This window comes from Actinomadura chokoriensis (assembly GCF_039529475.1).
GTDB lineage: Bacteria > Actinomycetota > Actinomycetes > Streptosporangiales > Streptosporangiaceae > Spirillospora > Spirillospora bangladeshensis.
In genome coordinates, this window is the sequence record NZ_BAAAMW010000002.1 from 310,475 (window position 1) to 327,320 (window position 16,846).

The 16,846-nt window shown below is 71.7% G+C and carries 15 protein-coding genes; 7 read left to right on the plus strand and 8 right to left on the minus strand.

Translation table 11 applies throughout. From position 1 onward, the window contains the following. Positions 1 to 18: 18 nt before the first annotated feature. Both ABFX46_RS05675 and ABFX46_RS05680 read right to left on the minus strand, forming a co-directional pair. Positions 19 to 1,746: an ABC transporter ATP-binding protein gene (locus tag ABFX46_RS05675; protein ID WP_346040271.1), complete on the minus strand. Its 1,728-nt coding sequence runs from the start codon at positions 1,744 to 1,746 to the stop codon at positions 19 to 21. Continuing rightward, entirely contained in the window at positions 1,743 to 3,494 is a 1,752-nt protein-coding gene (locus ABFX46_RS05680; RefSeq protein ID WP_346040272.1) for an ABC transporter transmembrane domain-containing protein, read from the minus strand. Before ABFX46_RS05680 ends, ABFX46_RS05675 begins: the two co-directional genes overlap by 4 nt. A 301-nt stretch (positions 3,495 to 3,795) precedes the next feature. On the opposite strand from ABFX46_RS05680, the gene ABFX46_RS05685 reads away from it, so the two are divergent. From ABFX46_RS05685 to ABFX46_RS05705, 5 genes are all read left to right on the plus strand, one after another. Further along, positions 3,796 to 5,058: a PP2C family protein-serine/threonine phosphatase gene (locus ABFX46_RS05685; protein WP_346040273.1), complete on the plus strand. Its 1,263-nt coding sequence runs from the start codon at positions 3,796 to 3,798 to the stop codon at positions 5,056 to 5,058. Positions 5,059 to 5,259: 201 nt separating this feature from the next. After that, positions 5,260 to 5,949 carry a succinate dehydrogenase cytochrome b subunit gene (locus tag ABFX46_RS05690; protein ID WP_346040274.1) on the plus strand — a complete coding sequence of 230 codons (690 nt, stop codon included), beginning with the start codon at positions 5,260 to 5,262 and terminating at the stop codon, positions 5,947 to 5,949. Between the two features lie 2 nt (positions 5,950 to 5,951). Continuing rightward, a complete protein-coding gene (locus ABFX46_RS05695; RefSeq protein WP_346040688.1) occupies positions 5,952 to 7,889 on the plus strand; it encodes a fumarate reductase/succinate dehydrogenase flavoprotein subunit in 1,938 nt (645 codons plus the stop codon). Between the two features lie 20 nt (positions 7,890 to 7,909). Then, positions 7,910 to 8,662, plus strand: a complete 753-nt coding sequence (locus tag ABFX46_RS05700; RefSeq protein WP_346040275.1) for a succinate dehydrogenase/fumarate reductase iron-sulfur subunit — start codon at positions 7,910 to 7,912, stop codon at positions 8,660 to 8,662. A 51-nt stretch (positions 8,663 to 8,713) separates the two neighbouring features. After that, positions 8,714 to 8,938 carry a hypothetical protein gene (locus ABFX46_RS05705; RefSeq protein ID WP_346040276.1) on the plus strand — a complete coding sequence of 75 codons (225 nt, stop codon included), beginning with the start codon at positions 8,714 to 8,716 and terminating at the stop codon, positions 8,936 to 8,938. 33 nt (positions 8,939 to 8,971) lie between these two features. Here ABFX46_RS05705 and ABFX46_RS05710 read toward each other — a convergent pair whose 3' ends face one another. From ABFX46_RS05710 to ABFX46_RS05735, 6 genes are all read right to left on the minus strand, one after another. Next, positions 8,972 to 9,940, minus strand: a complete 969-nt coding sequence (locus ABFX46_RS05710; RefSeq protein WP_346040277.1) for a LysR family transcriptional regulator — start codon at positions 9,938 to 9,940, stop codon at positions 8,972 to 8,974. A gap of 63 nt (positions 9,941 to 10,003) precedes the next feature. After that, entirely contained in the window at positions 10,004 to 10,690 is a 687-nt protein-coding gene (locus ABFX46_RS05715) for a Crp/Fnr family transcriptional regulator (RefSeq protein ID WP_346040278.1), read from the minus strand. 324 nt (positions 10,691 to 11,014) lie between these two features. After that, entirely contained in the window at positions 11,015 to 11,785 is a 771-nt protein-coding gene (locus tag ABFX46_RS05720) for a succinate dehydrogenase/fumarate reductase iron-sulfur subunit (protein WP_131938264.1), read from the minus strand. Continuing rightward, complete coding sequence (locus ABFX46_RS05725) at positions 11,782 to 13,785, minus strand: fumarate reductase/succinate dehydrogenase flavoprotein subunit (protein WP_346040279.1); 2,004 nt, start codon at positions 13,783 to 13,785, stop codon at positions 11,782 to 11,784. The genes ABFX46_RS05720 and ABFX46_RS05725 overlap by 4 nt, the downstream gene beginning before the upstream one ends. Before the next feature lie 12 nt (positions 13,786 to 13,797). Next, the gene (locus ABFX46_RS05730; protein ID WP_346040280.1) at positions 13,798 to 14,628 is read right to left on the minus strand and encodes a hypothetical protein; all 831 of its coding nucleotides are present in this window, start codon (positions 14,626 to 14,628) and stop codon (positions 13,798 to 13,800) included. Between the two features lie 356 nt (positions 14,629 to 14,984). Continuing rightward, entirely contained in the window at positions 14,985 to 15,599 is a 615-nt protein-coding gene (locus ABFX46_RS05735; RefSeq protein WP_346040281.1) for a helix-turn-helix domain-containing protein, read from the minus strand. Positions 15,600 to 15,731: 132 nt separating this feature from the next. On the opposite strand from ABFX46_RS05735, the gene ABFX46_RS05740 reads away from it, so the two are divergent. Beyond that, on the plus strand, positions 15,732 to 16,268 hold the full coding sequence (locus ABFX46_RS05740; protein ID WP_346040282.1) for a hypothetical protein: 537 nt from the start codon (positions 15,732 to 15,734) through the stop codon (positions 16,266 to 16,268). 5 nt (positions 16,269 to 16,273) lie between these two features. Further along, positions 16,274 to 16,831 (plus strand): OmpA family protein, encoded by a 558-nt coding sequence (locus ABFX46_RS05745; protein ID WP_346040283.1) that lies wholly within the window; start codon positions 16,274 to 16,276, stop codon positions 16,829 to 16,831. Positions 16,832 to 16,846: the final 15 nt, after the last annotated feature.

Sequence of the window (16,846 nt, forward strand, 5' to 3'; positions counted from 1 at the left end):
GCAGGTCAACGGAGCGGGCTAGGTGGGTGGGGTGCCGTGCCAGGACGTCCACAGGGCCGCGTAGGAGCCCTTCTGGGCGAGGAGTTCCTCGTGGGTGCCCAGTTCGGTGATGCGGCCGTCCTCCACCACCGCCACGCGGTCGGCGTCGTGCGCGGTGTGGAGGCGGTGCGCGATCGCCACGACGGTCCGGCCGTCCAGGACGGCGGCGAGGGAGCGTTCGAGGCGGCGCGCCGCGCGCGGGTCGAGCAGCGACGTCGCCTCGTCCAGCACGAGCGTGTGCGGGTCGGCGAGGACGAGCCGGGCCAGCGCGAGCTGTTGCGCCTGCGCGGGCGTCAGCGTCGCGCCGCCGGAGCCGACGACCGTGTCGAGGCCGGGCCCGTCCCAGTCGACGGCCGCGAGCACCCGGCGGACGTCGTCGTCGGACGCGCCGTCCCGCGCCATGACCAGGTTCTCGCGGAGCGTGCCGCGGAACACGTGGTGCTCCTGCGTGACGAGGGCGACCTCGCGGCGCAGCCCGTCCAGCGGAAGCGCCACCAGCGGGACGCCGCCGACGGTGACGGCGCCCGAGCGCGGGCCGTCCACTCCGGCGAGCAGGCGGCCGAGCGTGGACTTGCCCGCGCCGCTCGGCCCGACCATCGCGAGGCGCTCGCCGGGCCGCAGGTCGAGGTCCACGCCGTGCAGGACGTCCCGTCCCGGCCGGTAGGAGTAGTGGACGCCGCGCGCCGTGAGCCGCTCCCCGGCGGGCCGGCCGCCGTTCGGCGAACGGTCGGGCGGGACGTTGCCGACGCCGAGCAGCCGGGCCAGCGACGCGCCGCCGAGCTGCAGCTCGTCCAGCCAGGACAGCATCGTGTCGACCGGCTCGATGAGCAGCTGCGCGTACAGGGTCGCGGCCGTCACCTGCGCGAGCGTCGCCATGTCGTGGATGTAGAGGAGCCCGCCGACGAGCAGCGTCGCCACCACGGGCAGGACGAAGCTCAGCTCGGCCACGGGGAACAGGACCATCCGCAGCCGCAGCGTGTAGCGCTCGGCCCGGTAGGACGCCGCGATGTCGGCGTCGCCGCGCTCGTGCCGGCGCTCGGCGAGGCCGAGCGCCTCGACGGTCCGCGAGCCCTGGACGGTCTCGGTGAGCCCCTCGGCGATCCGCGACCACGCCTCGTTCTCCCGCAGGTAGCCGCCGTGCGCGCGGGGCAGGTACCAGCGCATCACCGCCACCAGCAGCGGGACGGCGACGAGCGCGGGCAGCGCGACGAGCGGGCCGTTCAGCAGCAGCGCACCGAAGGTGAACCCGCCGACGACGATCGCGACGAGCGTCTCCGGCATCGCGTACCGGACGGAGGTGCTCAGCGTGTCGACGTCGCGGGACGCGCGGGTGACGAGGTCGCCGGTCCCGGCGCGCTCGACCGTGGACAGCGGCAGCGCGAGCACCCGGTCGACGAACTCCTCGCGCAGCTCGGCCAGCACCCGCTCGCCGAGCTTCGCCGACGCGAGGTAGGCGTACCGGATCAGCACGCCCTGCGCGACCACGAACCCGGCGATGGCGAGGCCGGCGGTGTCGATGGCGGCGTGCCCGTCGCGGACGTCCTCGACGAGGGCGCCGAGCAGCCGGGGCGTGACCAGGCCCGCCACGGCGGCCAGCGCGTGCAGCGCCAGCACCCCGGCCAAGGCGCGGGGATGCCGCAGGACGAGCCGCCGCGCGTACGCCCGCACCTGCGCGGGCGCCGCGACCGGCAGGATCTCGGCGCTCACGACCTCACCGGCCCCTCCACGGTCTCTCCCCGGACTCCCCCGATGCCGTTCTCAGAAGGGGTCGCGCCCTGGTCCTCGCCGCGGGTGACGGTCGCCGCATAGCGGGGCTCGGTTTCCATGAGGTCGCGGTGGGTTCCCTCTGCCACGACCAGTCCGTCCTTGACGAATGCGACGTGGTCGGCGCGGTCGAGCATCAGCGGGCTGGTCGTGCACACCACGGTGGTGCGGCCCGCGCGCGCTCGGCCGAGCCTGCCCGCGATGCGCGCCTCGGTGTGCGCGTCCACCGCGCTGGTCGGGTCCACCAGGATGAGGACGTCCGGGTCGGCGGCGAGCGCTCGTGCCAGGCGGAGCCGCTGCTGCTGGCCGCCGGAGAACTCGCGTCCGGCCTCGGCGACATGGGCGTCCAATCCCACTGAGGAGACGACGTCCTCGGCGCAGGCGGCATGGATCGCCGCACGCAGCGCGGCCTCGCCGCCGTCCGGCGCCAGGGACTCGCCCAGCGGCCCGGAGAAGAGGCGGTCCTCGTTGACGGCGACGAGGATCCGTTTCCGGACGTCCGCGACCGCGCGCAGCGGGAGCCCGCCGAAGTCGACGTCGCCCTCCGCGTACCGGCCGAGCCGGTCGGCGACGGCCTGCGCGTCGCGCGGGTCGGCCGCCGCGATCGCGGTCACCCGCCCCGGCCGCACGACCAGCCCGGACGCGATGTCCACCAGTTCGGCGTCCGCCGCCGGGCGGGCCGTCCCGGCGTCCGGCAGGTCGGGGTCGATGGCCAGCAGGGCGGTCACCCGGCCCGCCGCCACCATCCCCTTGGTGATCTTGCCGGCGGCCTCGCCGAGCGTCTTCAGCGGGACGATCAGGAACACCGCGTACCCGTAGAAGGCGACCAGCTCGCCGACGCCGATGGTCCGGTCGGCGGCGAACCGGGCGCCGACCCAGGTCACCAGCGCGATCAGCAGCCCCGGCAGCAGCACCTCGGCGCCGTTCATCCGGGTCTCGGCCCGCGCGGTCGCCACCCCGGCGGCGCGCACCCGCTGCGACTCGGCCCGGTAGCGGCCGGAGAACAGCGCCTCGCCGCCGATGCCGCGCAGCACCCGCAGGCCGCCGACCAGGTCGGTGGCGTGCGTGCTCAGCTCGCCGACCAGCTCGCGGTGCGCCAGTTCCCGGTCGCGGTAGGGGCGCAGCAGCGGTGCCGCGATCGCCAGGATCAGCGGCACGCCGACCAGCACGATGAGGCCGAGCGGCGGCGAGGTGGCCAGCAGGATGCCGGCCACGGCGACGATCGCGACGACGGCGCCCGACCCGCGCGAGATGATGTCGAGGGCGTCTCCGATGTGCGACACGTCGGACAGGCCGATGCTCACGACCTCGCCCGCGCTGAGCCGCTTCGGGAGCGTCCCGCCGAGCCGGGTCGCCTGCCGGGTGACGATCTGGACCGTCCGGTAGGCGGCGGCGAGCCAGTTGAACACGGCGAACCGGTGCCGGACGGCGCCGGTGGCGGCCTGCACGGCGCCGAGGCCGAGCAGTGCGCCGGACCACGCCAGCAGGGCGCGCTCGTCCCGCGCCGCGACGCCGTCGCCGATGGCGCGGCCGATCGCGGCGGGCATGAGGGCCTGGCTGAGCATCCAGACCACGCCGAAGAACGCGCCCGCGCCGATGCTGCGCCACTGGGCGCGCAGCAGCCAGAGCAGGTAGCGCGCGGGGGTTCGGTGGTCGGGCCTGCCAGGATCTTTCTCCGGCAACGGCTTCACCTGACGCAGGTTATGCAGCGGAACGTCCGGAGTTCGACTGGTTTTTCACCTGCACGGATCCGTTCCGGACTGGCCGGAAATGCCTATCAGGACGCACTCAGGGGGTGCACGGTGAGGTAAGGACACGCTAAGGTCAGGGACGTACGGAGCGACGCTTCCCCCGCTCCTTGAGCCGGGACCCTGGCGGCTAGGCCAATGCCGCTGCCCCGGCGCGGTCCGTCGCACCCGCCCGCAGCCGCGGGAATACGCGGTGTGCCACCGGCCGTTGCCAGTGCCGTCAGCCCGACTTCCCGGAAGCCCTGTGAGCACGCTCAGCCATCAGACGCCCAGCCATCAGACCCGCCCCTTCACGCCGGGGGCCGAGGACAGGGTCGACCTGCTCCTCATCGACGCCGACCCTTCCGACGTCCTCATGGTCGAGAAGATGCTCGCCGAGAGCGGCATGGACGCCGAGATCGCCGTCGCGGCCGACCTGGCCGCCGCCCGGCGGTCGCTGACGCGGCGCACCCAGTGCATCATCGTCGACCTGTCCACCCCCGGCATCGACCGGCTGGACGGGCTCCGGCAGGTGCTGGCGCTGTCCGGGACGGCCGCCGTCGTCGTGCTGACCGGGCTGGACGACGCGCACCTCGGCGTCCAGGCCGTCGCCGCCGGCGCGGAGGACTACCTCGTCAAGCAGGAGGTCGACGCGCCGCTGCTGGCCCGCGCCGTCCGCTACGCCATCGAGCGCAAGCGGTCGGAGGAGACCGAGCGCCGGCTCGTCGAGGCGCGCATCCTCGGCCGGGAGAACGCCCGGCTGGAGCGCGGGCTGCTGCCCGTCCCGCTGATCGACGACCCGTCGCTGAAGCACCACACCCGCTACCGGCCCGGCCGGCGGCGCGCGCTGCTCGGCGGCGACTTCTACGACACCGTGCAGACCGAGGGCGGCGCCGTCCACCTGATGATCGGGGACGTGTGCGGCCACGGCCCGGACGAGGCGGCGCTCGGCGTCCAGCTGCGGATGGCGTGGCGGACGCTCGTGCTCGCCGGGCACACCGGCGAGCAGCTGCTCGGCACCCTCGACAGCGTGCTCGGGCACGAGCGGCGCAGCGAGGAGATCTTCACCACGCTGTGCATGATCACGATCGCGCCGTCCCGGCGGACCGCCCGGATGCACCTCGCCGGCCATCCCGCGCCGCTGCTGTTCCGCGGCGCCCTCGGCGAGGACGGCGAGGTCGCGGCGCTGCCCGAGTACGCGCACGGCCCCGCGCTCGGCCTGCTGCCGGGCGCCGAGTGGCCGACGACCGAGATCGACCTCGGCGAGTCCTGGGGCCTCATGCTCTACACCGACGGCCTGATCGAGGGGAAGGTCGGCGAGGGCTCCGACCGGCTCGGCACCGACGGCCTCGTCGGCCTGGCCCGCGCGGCGCGCCGGCGGGGCGCCACCGGGCGCGCGCTCATCGACGATCTGGTGACCCAGGTGGAGCGGCTCAACGGGGACGTGCTGGCCGACGACCTCGCCGTCCTGCTGCTGTCGCGGCGGCCGGGGCACGAGCTGGAGAGCGCCCTCACCGCGGGGCTTTAACCACAGCCTCCTGACCTGCGTCAATGTCTTCTGGATCACGTGATCGGCGGGTTCCCGGACGCGCTGTGAACTCACTCACCAGGCGGAACGTCACGGAACGGCCACAACGCCCGCACTGCGTGCGTTCATAGCCTGCGGCTATCGCCATGAGTGCGCTGATGACTTGGAACTATTCATAGATCCGGACATAACGTGCAGGTCGTGGCTATAGCGATACCTGCGATCTACCGATCGACCGTCGGCAAGAAGGCCGTCATGGCGGTGACCGGCGGCGTCCTCGTGCTGTACCTGGTCGCCCACATGGTCGGGAACCTGAAGATCTTCATGGGCGCGGAGGACTTCAACCACTACGCGGACTGGCTCCGCACGATCGGTGAGCCCGCGGTACCGCGCCGGACCGTCCTGACCCTCATCGAGGTCGTGCTCGGCGCCTCGGTGATCCTGCACATGTGGTCGGCGGTGTCGCTCGCCCGCCGCGCCTCCGCGGCGCGCCCGGTCAAGTACCAGTCGAAGAAGAAGTCGCACGCGCAGGGCTACGCCGCCCGCACGATGCGGTACGGCGGCGTCATCATCGCCGTCTACATCGTCTGGCACCTGCTGGACCTCACGTTCTTCGTCGTGAACCCCAAGGGCGCCGACGCCACGCCCTACGAGCGGATGGTCGCCGACTTCGACCCGTCCCGCTGGTACATCACCGTCTGGTACGTCGTCGCCATCCTGCTCGTCGGCCTCCACCTCAACCACGGCATCTGGAGCGCGTTCCAGACGCTCGGGCTGCGCAGCCCGCGCAGCCACAACGCCCTGCGGGGCCTCGCCGCGACCACCGCCGCGCTGATCACGCTCGGCTTCATCGCGGTCCCCGTCTCCATCACGTTCGGATGGGTGAGCTGACCATGACCGACAGCTTCTACAAGTCCGGCGAGCCGATCGCCGACACCAAGGCGCCCAAGGGCCCCATCGAGGACCGCTGGACGACGCGCAAGTTCGAGGCCAAGCAGGTCAACCCGGCCAACAAGCGCAAGAAGAAGATCATCATCATCGGCACCGGGCTGGCCGGCGGCTCGGCCGGCGCGACGCTCGGCGAGGCCGGCTACCACGTCATCCAGTTCTGCTTCCAGGACTCGCCGCGCCGCGCGCACTCGATCGCCGCGCAGGGCGGCATCAACGCCGCGAAGAACTACCGCAACGACGGCGACAGCGTGTACCGGCTGTTCTACGAGACGGTGAAGGGCGGCGACTTCCGCTCCCGCGAGTCGAACGTCCACCGGCTCGCCGACATCTCCCGGAACATCATCGACCAGTGCGTCGCGCAGGGCGTCCCGTTCGCCCGCGAGTACGGCGGCCTGCTCGACAACCGCTCGTTCGGCGGCACCCAGGTCTCCCGCACCTTCTACGCCCGCGGCCAGACGGGCCAGCAGCTGCTGCTCGGCGCCTACCAGGCGCTGATGCGGCAGGTCGAGGCCGGCAACGTCGAGCTGTACCCGCGCCACGAGATGCTCGACCTGATCATGGAGGACGGGCGGGCGCGCGGCGTCGTCGTCCGGAACCTGATCAACGGCGAGATCAAGCACTACACGGCGGACGCGGTCGTGCTGGCGTCCGGCGGCTACGGCAACGTGTACTTCCTGTCCACGAACGCGATGGGCTCGAACGTCACCGCGTCCTGGCGCGCGCACCGGCACGGCGCCCTGTTCGCCAACCCCTGCTACACGCAGATCCACCCGACGTGCATCCCGGTCAGCGGCGACCACCAGTCGAAGCTGACGCTCATGTCGGAGTCGCTGCGCAACGACGGCCGGGTGTGGGTGCCGAAGAAGGCCGGCGACACCCGCAAGCCGTACGACATCCCCGAGGACGAGCGCGACTACTACCTGGAGCGCATCTACCCGTCCTTCGGCAACCTCGTCCCGCGCGACATCGCGTCCCGCGCGGCGAAGAACGTCTGCGACGAGGGACGCGGCGTCGGCCCCGGCGGCCTCGGCGTCTACCTCGACTTCGCGGACGCGATCGGGCGCCTCGGCCGCGACAAGGTCGAGGCCAAGTACGGCAACCTCTTCGAGATGTACGAGCGCATCACCGGCGAGAACCCCTACGACACGCCGATGCGCATCTACCCCGCCGTCCACTACACGATGGGCGGCCTGTGGGTGGACTACGACCTGGAGTCCTCGATCCCCGGCCTGTTCGTGATCGGCGAGGCGAACTTCTCCGACCACGGCGCGAACCGGCTCGGCGCGTCCGCGCTGATGCAGGGCCTCGCGGACGGTTACTTCGTCCTGCCGAACACCATCGGCGACTACATCGCCCGCAACGCGCTCGACCCGGTCGCCGAGACGGCGATCGGCGAGGCCGAGGAGCGGGTGAGGACCCGCATCGACAAGCTGCTGTCGATCGACGGGGACCGCTCCGTCGACTCCTTCCACCGCGAGCTCGGCCACATCATGTGGGAGTACTGCGGCATGGAGCGCACCGAGCAGGGGCTGCGCAAGGCGCTGGAGCTCATCCCGGCGCTGCGCGCGGAGTTCTGGACGCGGGTCAAGGTGACCGGCAAGGGCGAGGAGCTGAACCAGCAGCTGGAGAAGGCCGGCCGCGTCGCCGACTTCTTCGAGCTCGCCGAGCTGATGGTCATCGACGCCCTCCACCGCACCGAGTCCTGCGGCGGCCACTTCCGGGCCGAGAGCCAGGACGAGGAGGGCGAGGCCAAGCGCGACGACGAGAACTTCGGCTACGTCGCCGCCTGGGAATGGGCCGGGGAGGGCGAGCAGCCCGTCCTCCACAAGGAGGTCCTGGACTTCGAATACGTCAAGCCGACGCAGCGGTCGTACAAGTAGCAGAGGTCGGACAGGTAATCATGAAGCTCACACTGCGCGTCTGGCGACAGAGCGGCCCCGAGGACAAGGGGAGGATGGTCGAGTACAAGCTCGACGACATCTCCCCCGACGCCTCGTTCCTGGAGATGCTGGACGTCCTCAACGAGGAGCTCATCGCCGGGGGCGAGGAGCCGGTCGCCTTCGACCACGACTGCCGCGAGGGCATCTGCGGCATGTGCTCCCTCGTCATCAACGGCACCCCGCACGGCCCGGAGCGCGCCACCACCACGTGCCAGCTCCACATGCGCAAGTTCAAGGACGGCGAGGTCATCGACGTCGAGCCGTGGCGCGCCAAGGCGTTCCCGGTGGTGAAGGACCTGGTCGTCGACCGGTCCGCGTTCGACCGGATCATCCAGGCCGGCGGCTACATCACGGCGCCGACCGGCACCGCCCCGGAGGCGCACTCCACCCCGGTGCCGAAGCCGGACGCCGACCGCGCGTTCGAGGCCGCCGAGTGCATCGGCTGCGGCGCGTGCGTCGCGGCCTGCCCGAACGGCTCGGCCGCGCTGTTCCTCGGCGCCAAGATCAGCCACCTCGGGCTGATGCCGCAGGGCCAGCCGGAGCGCTACGACCGGGTCGTGTCCATGCTGGAGACGCACGACGCGGAGGGCTTCGGCGGCTGCACCAACACCGGCGAGTGCACCGCCGCGTGCCCGAAGGAGATCCCGCTGGACTTCATCGGCCGCCTGAACAGCGACTACCTCAAGGCGACCGCCGGCGGCAAGAAGCACTGACCGCCGCCCCCGATCTCGGCCCCGCCCGGAGTACCGGGCGGGGCCGTTCTAATGCGAGTCGCCGCGCTGGACATCGCCGGCCCCCGGCACCCGCCCGAGGGTGACGACACCGCCATCCGCGCCGGCGAGGTGCTCCACGACGGGCACGGCGTCGCGGGATGCTCGGTCACCACGGCGTTCCGGCTGCTGGAGGCGCCCCCGCTCAAGGACGCGCTGCGCGACTCCCCCGGCGTCGCCGACGGCGTCCTCGCCCGCCTCCGCTCCCCCGGCCCCTGATCATCGGCCCTCGCGCGGCGGGCCGCCGATGTCCTAGGCGTCGACCAGGTGCTCGACGCCCGGCGGGAGGGTGCCGGCGTCGGCGGCCTCGGCGAGGAACGCCTGCAAGGTCTCCTGGAAGGCGCGTGCGGCGTGGGTGAGTTCGACGTCCTTGCGGTGGGCGAGGGCGATGGTGCGGAGGAGGCCCGGACCATGGCGGCCTCGGCGCGCCTCCTCGTCGGCAAGGACGAGCGGGGTCCCGCGCAGGCCGGGGCGTCCGGCGAGGACCATGCTCGGGACGACCGCGATCCCGAGGCCGACCTCGACGAAGCGGAGCACGGCGTCCATCTCGCCGCCCTCCACCGCGAACCTGGGCTCGAACCCGGCCGCCCGGCAGGCGCTGATGGTCGCTTCACGCAGGTCGTAGCCGGGGCGGAACATCACCAGAGGGCGGTTCTGCAGGTCCTCGATGCGCAGGTACGAGCGGCGCGTCGGCGACCGCTGCTCCACCGGGGACGCCACCACGAGGTACTCGCGCAGTATCGGGGTCGTGTCCAGCGGCGGGTCGCCCTGGAGCGGGAGGATGACCAGGGCGAGGTCCAGGGAGCCGCGCGTCAGCTCGCGGACGAGGTCCCGCGAGCCTCCCTCTTCGACGATGAGCTGGATGCCCGGATAGGTGTCGTGGAAGCGGCGCAGGACGTCCGCCAGCAGGCCCGCGCACAGCGACGGCGTGGCGCCGAGCCGCACCCGGCCGCGTTTCAGGCCGGCGAGTTCCTGCACTTCGAGGCGGGCGGTGTCGACGTCGGCCAGGATGCGCTTGGCCAGCGGCAGCAGCGCCTCACCGGCCGGCGTCAGCGTGATGTTGCCGCGCGCGCGCCGGAACAGGGAGACGTTCAGCTCGTTCTCGAGCGCGCGGATCTGCTTGGACAGCGACGGCTGCGCCACCCGCAGGATCTCCGCGGCCTGCGTGAAGTGGCGCACCTCCGCGACCGCCACGAAGTAGGCGAGCTGCTGTAGCTGCATCCTGCACAGAGTACGGCCCGCCCCTGCGCGCGGGACGACCCGGGGCCGCCGCGCGCGGCCGGGCTAGCGGGCGTGGCGGCGGAGGGCCTGCAGGTCGTGGACGATCAGCCGGCGGCGTCCCGTCTCGATCCAGCCGTGCCGGCGCAGCGTGCGCAGCGCCTTGCTCACCGCCTCGCGGGACGCGCCCACCCAGCCGGCCAGCTCCTCCTGCGACAGGTTCAGCGTGATGCGGACGCTCTCCTCGCCCGTGCCCGTCCGGTGCGGCACCCCGAACCGCTCGGCCAGCTCGACGAGCCGCTGCGCGACCCGTCCGGTGGCGTCGAACATGCCGAACTCGACGCGCTTGCGGTCGGCGTCGCGCCAGCGCTGGCAGAGCATCCGCATGATGATGATCGAGACACGGCCGTGCGCCTGCAGGAACGCCATGAACTCGTCCGCGCTGATCGCGAGCGCCCGCACCGGTTCGAGCGCCTGCACCGACGCCGACCTGGGCAGTCCGTCGATCGCGGCGACCTCGCCGAGCACCGCGCCCGCCCCGCGCACCGCCAGCAGGGCCTCGCCGCCCTGCTCGTGGTAGGAGAACGCCTTCACCCGGCCGCGCAGCAGCACCGCGACCCAGCCGGGCTCCTCCCCCTCGCTGAAGAGCGTGTCCCCCCGCGCGAACTCCCGGACGCGGCCGCGTGATTCCAGGTCGTCGCGTTCCGCCGGCGTGAGTTCGGCAAGGAACGAGCCCGGTTCGAGGGCGCTCATGCCCACCACGCTAAAGGGATCCGGGCCCGCCCGCCTCCCGGGAAAGAATCACGGTTCAATCACGCGTTGTGTGCACTTATCCCTATTGCCGCGGGCCGGCGTGCGTCAAGGTGGGTCCCGGCGTGCGCGACCGGACGGCCTTCCAGCGACCACGGCGTCCACGGGGAACGGCGGGGACGGCGGGCGGCGGTCCGGGGGCACGCCGCCCGCCGTGTTTCGGGAGCGCCGCCTGCCAGAGCGCCGCTCCCGCAGCGGAGGACGGCGGAAACGCGAACGCCCCCCGTCGCGCGGGGCGGCGGGGGACGTTCGCGAGAGCCGAACGGGTCAGGCGGACGGGGTGTCCTGGCCCTTCTTCACGATGCCGAGCTTGCTGCCGAGCCATACCACCGGGTCGTACCTGCGGCCCACGACCCGCTCCTTCATCGGGATCAGGGCGTTGTCGGTGATCTTGATGTGCTCGGGGCAGACCTCGGTGCAGCACTTGGTGATGTTGCAGAAGCCGAGCCCGTGGTCGTCCTGCGCGATGTTGCGCCGGTCGGCCTGGTCCGCCGGGTGCATCTCCAGCTCCGCGATCCGCATCAGGAAGCGGGGGCCGGCGTACTCCTTCTTGTTCTCGTCGTGGTCACGGATGACGTGGCACACGTTCTGGCACATGTAGCACTCGATGCACTTGCGGAACTCCTGCGAGCGCTCGACGTCCACCTGCTGCATGCGCAGCTCGCCGGGCTTGGCGTCGCCGGGGTCGAACGACGGGATCTCCCGCGCCTTCTCGTAGTTGTACGAGACGTCCGTCACCAGGTCGCGGATGACCGGGAACGTCCGCATCGGGGTGACGGTGATCGTCTCCTCCGGGTCGAAGGTCGACATCCGCGTCATGCACATCAGCTTCGGCATGCCGTTGATCTCGGCCGAGCAGGAGCCGCACTTGCCGGCCTTGCAGTTCCACCGGACGGCGAGGTCGGGCGCCTGCGTGGCCTGCAACCGGTGGATGATGTCGAGGACGACCTCGCCCTCGTTCACCTCGACCGTGTAGTCGGTGAGCTCGCCGGAGCCGTCGTCCCCGCGCCAGACCTTGAACTTGGCCTCGTAGCTCATCGGTCGCCCTCCTCGTCGTCCGCGGCGCCGGCGGCGGTCGCGCCGGACCCGGCCGCGGCCTCCGCCGCCTCGGTCTCGACCTCCTCGGCCAGGCCCTTCGGCAGCTCGTCGGCGGTCAGGTACTTCTTCAGCTCGTCGTTCTCGAACAGGTCGAGCAGGTCCTCGCGCATCGGCACGAGCGGCTGCCGGGTCAGCTCGACGTGGGGGGACGCGGGGTCGCCGGCCAGCTTGCAGACCAGGTTGACCTTCCGCCACTCCGCCGACATCGCCGGGTAGTCGTCGCGGGTGTGGCCGCCGCGGCTCTCCTGCCGCTCCAGCGCCGCCTTCGCGACCGCCTCCGACACCAGCAGCATGTTGCGCAGGTCCAGCGCGAGGTGCCAGCCCGGGTGGTAGCCGCGCCCGTCGTTGACCGCGACCGGCTCGACGCTGACGTTCGCGACCCGCTCGCGGAGCTTGCCGAGCGCCTCGACGGCCTGCTCCAGCTCCTCTTCCTTGCGGATGATGCCGACCAGCGTGTTCATCGTCTGCTGCAGTTCGGCGTGGACCTCGTACGGGTTCTCGCCGCCCTCCCGCTCGAACGGGGCGAGGGCCTCCGCCGCGGCCGCCTCGACCTCGGCGTCGGGGACGGCCGGGCGCGCGGCCAGGGCGTCCACGTACTCGGACGCGCCGAGCCCGGCCCGGCGCCCGAACACCAGCAGGTCCGACAGCGAGTTGCCGCCGAGCCGGTTGGAGCCGTGCATGCCGCCGGACACCTCGCCCGCCGCGAACAGGCCGGGGACCTTCGCCGCACCGGTGTCGGGGTCGACCTCCACGCCGCCCATCACGTAGTGGCAGGTCGGGCCGACCTCCATCGCCTCCTTGGTGATGTCGACGTCCGCCAGCTCCTTGAACTGGTGGTACATCGACGGCAGCCGCCGGACGATCTCGGCGGCGCCGCCCGGCATCCGGTCGACGACGGTGAGGAACACCCCGCCGTGCGGAGATCCCCGTCCCGCCTTGACCTCGGAGTTGATGGCGCGCGCCACCTCGTCGCGGGGCAGCAGCTCGGGGGGCCGCTTGTTGTTGTCGGGGTCGTCGTACCAGCGGTCGCCCTCCTCCTCGGAGGTGGCGTACTGGTCCTTGAAGACCTCGGGGATGTAGTCGAACATGAACCGCTTGCCCTCGGAGTTCCGCAGGACGCCGCGGTCGCCGCGGACCGACTCGGTCACGAGGATGCCCTTGACCGACGGCGGCCAGACCATCCCGGTCGGGTGGAACTGCACGAACTCCATGTTCAGCAGCGTCCCGCCGGCGAGCAGCGCCAGCGCGTGCCCGTCCCCGGTGTACTCCCAGGAGTTGGACGTGACCTTGAACGCCTTGCCGATGCCGCCGGTCGCCAGCACCACCGCGGGCGCCTCGAACACGACGAACCTGCCGGTCTCGCGGACGTAGCCGAACGCGCCGCAGATCTTCCCGTCGGCGTCCGTCAGCAGCCGGGTGACCGTCGTCTCGGCCCACACCTTGAGGTTGGCCTCGTAGTCGCCGTGCTCGGCGTGGTCCTCCTGCTGGAGGGCGACGATCTTCTGCTGGGCGGTGCGGATCAGCTCCAGGCCCGTCCGGTCGCCGACGTGCGCCAGCCGCGGGTACTCGTGCCCGCCGAAGTTGCGCTGGCTGATCTTGCCGTCCTTGGTGCGGTCGAACAGCGCGCCCCACAGCTCCAGCTCCCAGATGCGCTCCGGGGCCTCCTTGGCGTGCAGCTCCGCCATCCGCCAGCTGTTCATGAACTTGCCGCCGCGCATGGTGTCGCGGAAGTGGACCATCCAGTTGTCGTTGGCGTTGACGTTGCCCATCGCGGCGGCGGCGCCGCCCTCGGCCATCACCGTGTGGGCCTTGCCGAACAGCGACTTGGAGATGATCGCGGTCTTCTTGCCCTGGAGGCGAGCCTCGATGGCCGCGCGCAGCCCGGCGCCGCCGGCGCCGATCACCACGACGTCGTACGAGTGCCTCTCGATCTCAGTCATGATTCCTTGGCCTCAGTTGAAGATACGAGGGTCGCTGAAGACGCCGCCGGCGACGAACGCGATATAGGCGTCGGCCACCACCAGCGAGCAGAGCGTGATCAGCGCGTACGTGCCGTGCTGCTGGTTGATGCGGGAGACCCAGCCCCACATCCGGTACCGGAACGGGTGCTTGGAGAAGTTCTTCAGCCGCCCGCCGACGATGTGCCGGCACGAGTGGCACGACAGCGTGTACATCCACAGCAGGATCACGTTCACCACCAGGATGATGGTGCCGAGCCCGACGCCGATGCCGCCGTCCTTGCCGTGGAAGGCGCGGATCGCGTCGTAGGTGTTGATGAGCGAGATGACGACCGCCGCCATCCAGAAGTAGCGGTGCAGGTTCTGCCCGATCAGCGGGAAGCGCCGCTCGCCAGTGTACTTGCCGTGCGGCTCCTTGACCGCGCACGCGGACGGCGACAGCCAGAACGACCGGTAGTACGCCTTGCGGTAGTAGTAGCAGGTCAGCCGGAACAGCAGCAGGAACGGCAGCGTGATCGCCGCGAACGGGATCCAGCCGCGGGTGCCCGCCGGGAGGAACGTCCCGAACTCCGCCGCGGTGCCGGTGTGCCCGTTCACCGTGACGCTGTCGCAGATCTCGTTCAGGCACGGCGAGTAGAACGGCGTCAGGTAGTGGTACTCCGGCACGTAGAACGCGGCCCCCCAGAACGCGCGGACCGTCGCGTACACCACCCAGACCGTGAAGAACACGAAGATGGAGACGGGATACAGCCGCCAGTTGTCCTTGCGGAGGGTTCTTTCCTTGATCTGGGCGCGCGTCTTGGCCGGCGCCTCCACAATGCTCATCGATCGCTCTCCTGAGCTCGGGTCGTCGTGTCCCCGTACCACGGTCCGCGCGCACCATGCGGCCGCCGCCGCCCGGCGGTCGGCATCATCGCGCGCGCTCGCGCCATGAGCCGCCGGCCATGCCTCCCGGCCGGGGCAGCGCTCGGGCGGCCGCGGCCGTCGACGCATGCGGGCGGTGACGCCTCGTGTGCGCTTCCAGCGGTGCGACCCTACGCCACCCACCGGGAGCTGTGACATACATAACAGCCAGACCCGTATGTGAGCCTGACCACAGACTTTAGCCCGCTCGCGGGCGCTCGGCAGCGTCCTCCGTCCATAACCACTCGTTATGGCGCAGCGGAATCGAGACGAGTGCGCTACGGAATGACCGAGCGGTCGCCGAGCACCCTGCCGAGCACGGTACGGGCGAAGTGCGCCTCGGCCTCGCTCGTCCTGCCGGTCCCGTACACGCGGAGGACTTCGGCGAGCTCGGGGAAGCGACCCGCGATCAGATCGGCGGCGGCGTCGATCTCGGCGGCGGACGCGACCTCGCGCAGCAGCGCCTGCACCAGCCGCGCCGGCTCCCCCGCCCGCCCGGCTCCGCCCTTCTCGGCCTCGGCCGCCCGCTCCCCTGCGGCGGCATGTCCGGACTCGGCCATCCGGAGCCCGGACGTGGTGGCCGCCGTCTCGCCGCGGATCTCCTCCAGGCGCGCCTTGACGTCGGCGGCGGGGAGCGCGGCGAACCCCGGATCGGCGACGAGGTCCTCGACGGCCATCAGCCGGTGCAGGACGGCCGGGTTGCTGATCTTCGCCCGCTGGCCGGACATGAGCTGCGACAGCATCGGCGCGGACAGCCCCAGCACGCCGGCGAGCCCGGACTGCGACAGGCCGAGCCGGCCGAGCAGCGGGCGGACGCGGTCGCCGAGCGGCTCGCCGTACCACTCGGTCTGCAGCGCGCGGTTCCGGGCGACCGTGTCCTCGGCGACGCTCACCTCTCCAGCCCCCTTGACGATTAGCAAATGCAAACGCTAGATTCGCGTCCGCACACAGAGATGCGGTTCCGTGAGCCATGCTGCCACGAACACCGCTGTTTGCATATGCGACGAACCGTGGAGGACCGACCAATGCGCCTTGCGGCCGCCATCACGGCGACCCTGCTCCTCGCGGCCGGGCTGTCCGGCTGCTCGATGCTCGGGGACCGGTCCTCGGGCAGCGGCTCGGCGGCCTCGGCCGGCCGGGCGAGCTACGACAACGCGACGAAGCCGGTGGTGAAGGGCACCTTCGACAGCCCGATGGCGAAGGGCGCCACGGTCGACATCGCGATCATGGGCCTGAAGGTGAAGGGGGAACTGGCGACGCTGACCGTCCGGCTCACCCCGCACGTCCCCGCCACCGACACGCGCCGGATCAACGCCTACGGCCTCAACGGCGAGCGCGGGCTCGGCACCTCGCTCATCGACCCGGTGAACCTCAAGCGCTACCTCGTCGTCCAGGACTCCGGCGGCCAGGAACTGGAGACCGACGACATCTTCACGAAGATGGCGAACGACCAGGCCACGCCCTTCTACTTCACGTTCGCCGCCCCGCCGGAGAGCGTGAAGTCCATCGACGTGCAGATCGGGTCGTGGCCGATGTTCCGCGACATCCCGGTCGAGCGGTGAGCCGCATGCGCCGACCGGCGATCATCGCGGGCGTCCTGGCGCTGGCCCTGACCGTCCCCGCCACCGCCGGCGCCGACCCGGGAGTGCCGCACGAGAACCTGGCCAAGAGCGTCCGCTCCATCGACACGGGAAGAGCCGTACGCGGCATCGACCTGTCGAAGGCGGTCGTCGCGCTGGAGGAGGAGCACACCGACGGCGAGCAGGTCACCGTCCGCCTCTCGGCGGACGTCCTGTTCGACTTCGGCAAGGCCGTCCTCACCCCCGCCGCCCGCCGCCGGATCGCCGACCTCGCCCCCCGCCTGCGCGATGCCAAGGGCACCGTCCGGGTCGCCGGGCACTCCGACTCCATCGGCGACGAGGCCTACAACCTGTCCCTGTCCGAGCGGCGCGCCAAGGCGGTCGAGTCCGAACTACGGCAGGCCCTCAAGGGCACCCCCCTGCAGATCGAGGCCAAGGGCTACGGCGAGACCAAGCCCCTCACCCCCGAGGAGAAGAACGGCAAGGACGACCCCGAGGCCCGCGCCAAGAACCGCCGCGTAGAGATCACCTACGACAAACCCTGACCCCGCCTCTCCCCC